The organism is Gordonibacter pamelaeae 7-10-1-b, assembly GCF_000210055.1.
Classification (GTDB): domain Bacteria; phylum Actinomycetota; class Coriobacteriia; order Coriobacteriales; family Eggerthellaceae; genus Gordonibacter; species Gordonibacter pamelaeae.
Genome location: NC_021021.1, coordinates 512,866 through 516,763 on the forward strand (window position 1 = coordinate 512,866; position 3,898 = coordinate 516,763).

Here is a 3,898-nt window from a genome sequence, read left to right on the forward strand (position 1 = left end):
TTTCGCCCGCGCCATCACGAGGCCTCCTCCCCCGCGCCGACGAGCGAGGCGCCCGCGTTGCCCGCCGCGTAGAGCCCTTCCGCCGCGCCGAAGGAGCCCCCGCCGAGGAACGCGTCGTCGCGATCGTGCACGAAGTCGTAGAACGCCTGCTCGATGCGCACCCATCCGCGCCATCCGGGGTGCACGGTATCGCAGAGGAAGTACTTCTCGTACTCGCAGGTGGAGAAGTCGGCGTAGGCCGCGCCCGCCTTGTCGCACAGCCCGCGGATGCGCTCGTAGTACGCCTGCCGCTCGCTCGCGGGCACGCCCTCGCGGTCGTACCAGGCGCCGTGCACGGGCAGGATGACCACGAGCGGCTCGAGGCCCACCTCGCGGCATACGTCGAGGAAGCACGAGAAGTCGGCGTACTCGTCGTCGGCCTCGGAGAAGTTCTGCCCGCGCTCCACGTCGTACCCGGAGTTCTTCTCCCAGTACGCGTCGTAGATGCCGTAGCCGTTCGTCGTGCACGCCTCGTCGCCCGACGCGTCGGCCTGCGCGAGCAGCGCGTTCCAATCGGGCTCGCCCGTGGGCGCCCCGGCGGCGCGCACGGGGCTCTTGAGCGGCGCCTTCTCCACGACGCCCGGGAGCTGGGCGCGCAGGCTCAGGTCGTCGGCGAGTGCACCCGCCACGTCGTTGACCGCGTCGAGCACGGTGTCGTGGTGCGCGGCGGCCGTCGTCTTCGCGTCCACGCCCAGCTGCTCGACGCGCGAGCGCACGTACGCCTTCGTCTCGTCCGAGACGTTCGGGTTGCCCGCGAACTGCCGGTACAGCGTCGACGAGAACTTCGAGGCGAACTTGCCCTGGTCCCCGTTGTTCTTGAAGAACCACTGCGGAGACACGACCAGCATCGCCTTCTTGTTCTGCACCGCGCTGCCGTACGCGCCGGCCGCGATGGCCTGCCACAGGCTCTGATCGTAGGCCTCGCCCACGTACGCGAGGTCCACGCCGCACACCTGCTCGCCGAACACCGCCTGCGGGCACTGCGCCACCTTGTCCTTCGAGATGAAGAACTCCGACGACCCGAACGCCACATGCCCGTCGTCGCTCATGGCAGACAGCGTGAATGCCGTGCTCTCGGACTTCACGCCCGAGTACACGTAGTCGTACAGGCGCGCGGGGTCGTGCGCGTCCTGCGGCGGCAACGCGAAGCACGCGCCCGTCAGCACGAGCGCGGCCACGAGCAGCCCGACGAGAACGCCGCGCAGGAGCGCCATGCCCGTTGGCGCCGCGCCCCGGTTGTTCGACGGCTTCGCCATCCTAGAGCCTGATCTCCACCTGATGGATGATGAGGTTCACCGTGTTCATCTCGTCGCGCTCCACCTCGGTGGGCGCGATGCACACGCCGAAGACGTCCTCGATGTCCACCAGCAGCTCGATGGCCCCCATCGAGTCGAGCAGCCCGAGGGCGAACAGGTCCTCGTCGCGACGGGCGCGCACCTCGTCGTCGCCGCACACCTCCTCCAGGATGTCGAGCATCTTCTCCTCGAGTTCCGCATGATCCGTCTCAGCCATGGAACGCTCCCTTCACGAGCATCGTTATCTGCCCCGAGAACAGCGCGAACCCGAACATCACCAACTGCAAGGTGACGAACCAGGACAGCGCCTTGAACGCGGGGTTGTTCTTATGCTTCTTGTAGAACTTCGATTTCTTCTGGAACACTTCCGTGCCGGCCAGCAGCAGGCCGTGGAACAGGCCGTACAGCAGGTAGTCGGCCGTCAGGCCGTGCCAGGCGCCCATGAGGGCCATGTCGAACACGAAGCCCCAGCACGCCGTGGTCAGGCGGCTCGCGAACCAGCGCTTCTTGAGCGCGAGCCGCGAGAAGCGCATGAACACGAAGTCGCGCAGCCAGAACGACAGCGTGATGTTCCACCGGTTCCAGAAGTCCTTGATGTCGAGCGAGGCGAACGGGGCGCGGAAGTTGCGCGGCGTGCGGATGCCGAAGCAGTAGCTCGCCCCCATCGCCATGAGGCTGTACCCCGCGAAGTCGAAGAACAGGTACAGCCCGTACACGTACGCCGTCTGCACCTGCGCGGCCAGCTCGGTCAAAAACGGCCCCGAGCCCCACGTTGCGGGGACGTAGAAGCGGTGCAGCCACGCGGCCACGACGAAGGTGTACACGAGCCCGACGAGCACGAGCAGGATGCCGCGCGCCAAGAGGCCCGCGTACTCGTCGCGCGAGCGCACCGCCCGCGCGTCCTCGGCGAAGCGGCGCGACCGGTCGATGGGGCCCGACGTGAACACGGGGAAGAACAGCAGGAAGTACAGGTAATCGAACAGCCCGCATTCCTTGATCACGCCGTCGCGCACCTCGAACATCACCTGCAGCGCCTTGAACGTGAGGTAGGACACGCCCATGAAGCCCAGCAGGTTCTGATCGAACACCGCGCCCGCCTTCGCCGACACGAGCGGCAGCAGCGTGAGCGCGAACGCGACGGCGAAGCGCAGGTTGGAACGCGGCGCGGCCAGCACCCAGCGCATCGACAGCACGGCCACGACCACGAAGCCCGCAGCGGCGATCAAACCCGGAAGGTCCTTGCAGAACAGGCATGCCAGGAACACGACCGAGGCGGCCATGCCGTAGCGTGCGAGCGGTTTCTCGCGCAGGCCGAGGAAGGCGGCGCCCGCCACGGCCAGCGCCAGCAGCGCGAAGAAGCTCGGATCGGCGTAGAACGTCATCGATGCCCGCCATGCCTCATGCCTCGGCCAGCGCTTTGCGGTCCACCTTGCCGTTGCAGGTGAGCGGCAGCTCCCCCACGAGCGACACGGCCCGCGGCACCATGTAGCCGGGCACGCGCTCGGCGAGCCGCGCCTTGATGAGGCGGCCGATCTCGAAGTCGGTGCCCGCAGGACGCTCCTGCAGCACGACGCACGCCTTCAGGTACACGATGCGCTCTTTGCGACGCACGGGCACGACGGCCGCCTGCTTCACGAGCGGAAGCGCGCCGAGGTTCTCCTCCACATCCTCGAGCTCGATGCGGAATCCGTTCACCTTCACGAGCGAATCGAAGCGCCCGTCGCAGTACAGCATGCCGCTCTCGTCGAGATGGCCCGCATCGCCCGTGCGGTAGCCGCGCGTCGGCGTGCCGTCGGAAAGCCGCGTCTCGAAGAACGCCGCCGCCGTCTTCTCGGGGTTGCGGAAATAGCCCTTGGCCACCGTGTCGCCCACGATGACGATCTCGCCCGTCTGCCCGGCGGCGCAGGGCGCGCCCGTCTCGGGATCGACGATGAAGAGCTCGGTGCCGGGACGCGCCGTGCCCACCGGCAGCGGGCGCGCGTCGGCCAGCTCCGCCGCGCCGATCTCGACGCAGGTGACGGCCACGGTGGATTCGGTGGGGCCGTAGGTGTTCACGATGCGGGCGCGCGGGAAACGTTCGCGCAGGGCCGCGGCCGTGGAATGGCGCAGGGCCTCGCCGCAGAACAGGAACAGGCGCACGTCGGGCAGCAGCTCCTGGGCGAAGCTCTTGTCGGCAAGGCACAGATCGGCGAACGAGGGCGTGGACGTCCACACCTCCACGCCCGAGGAGCGCAGGTCGGCGAACAGGGCGCGCAGGTCCTCCGTCTTCTCGCGCGAGACGGCGTGCAGGCAGCCGCCCGTGGACAGCGCGCCCACCACCTCGTATTCGGACAGGTCGAAGGAGTACGGCGGCTGGTCGAGGAACACCCGGCCACCCTCCGCTATCACGGGAAACGTGCGCACCCACGCCATGAAGCAGGCCACGTTGCGGGCGCTCACCTCGATGCCCTTCGGCCGGCCGGTGGAGCCGGACGTGAAGATGAGGTACTGCGTCTCCTCGCCCGTCACCCAGCGGCTCCGTTCGGGAGCGCGCATCGTGCCGGGAGCCGACGCGATCGCGCGCA

4 protein-coding genes are annotated in these 3,898 nt (G+C 68.4%); all 4 read right to left on the reverse strand.

Annotation, left to right across the window (positions count from 1 at the left end):
* Positions 1 to 14: 14 nt before the first annotated feature.
* Positions 15 to 1,295, reverse strand: a complete 1,281-nt coding sequence (gene dltD, locus GPA_RS02415; RefSeq protein WP_015538830.1) for a D-alanyl-lipoteichoic acid biosynthesis protein DltD — start codon at positions 1,293 to 1,295, stop codon at positions 15 to 17.
* 1 nt (position 1,296) lies between these two features.
* Positions 1,297 to 1,551 carry a D-alanine--poly(phosphoribitol) ligase subunit DltC gene (dltC, locus tag GPA_RS02420; RefSeq protein ID WP_015538831.1) on the reverse strand — a complete coding sequence of 85 codons (255 nt, stop codon included), beginning with the start codon at positions 1,549 to 1,551 and terminating at the stop codon, positions 1,297 to 1,299.
* On the reverse strand, positions 1,544 to 2,716 hold the full coding sequence (gene dltB, locus GPA_RS02425; RefSeq protein WP_015538832.1) for a D-alanyl-lipoteichoic acid biosynthesis protein DltB: 1,173 nt from the start codon (positions 2,714 to 2,716) through the stop codon (positions 1,544 to 1,546). The genes dltC and dltB overlap by 8 nt, the downstream gene beginning before the upstream one ends.
* A 16-nt stretch (positions 2,717 to 2,732) precedes the next feature.
* On the reverse strand, positions 2,733 to 3,898 hold a 1,166-nt coding region (locus GPA_RS02430), incomplete at its 5' end, for an AMP-binding protein (protein ID WP_083808865.1).

Coding starts and splice junctions, on each gene's coding strand:
- dltD (WP_015538830.1), bottom strand. CDS start 1,295: ATGGCGAAGCCGTCGAACAACCGGGGCGCGGCGCCAACGGGCATGGCG.
- dltC (WP_015538831.1), bottom strand. CDS start 1,551: ATGGCTGAGACGGATCATGCGGAACTCGAGGAGAAGATGCTCGACATC.
- dltB (WP_015538832.1), bottom strand. CDS start 2,716: ATGACGTTCTACGCCGATCCGAGCTTCTTCGCGCTGCTGGCGCTGGCC.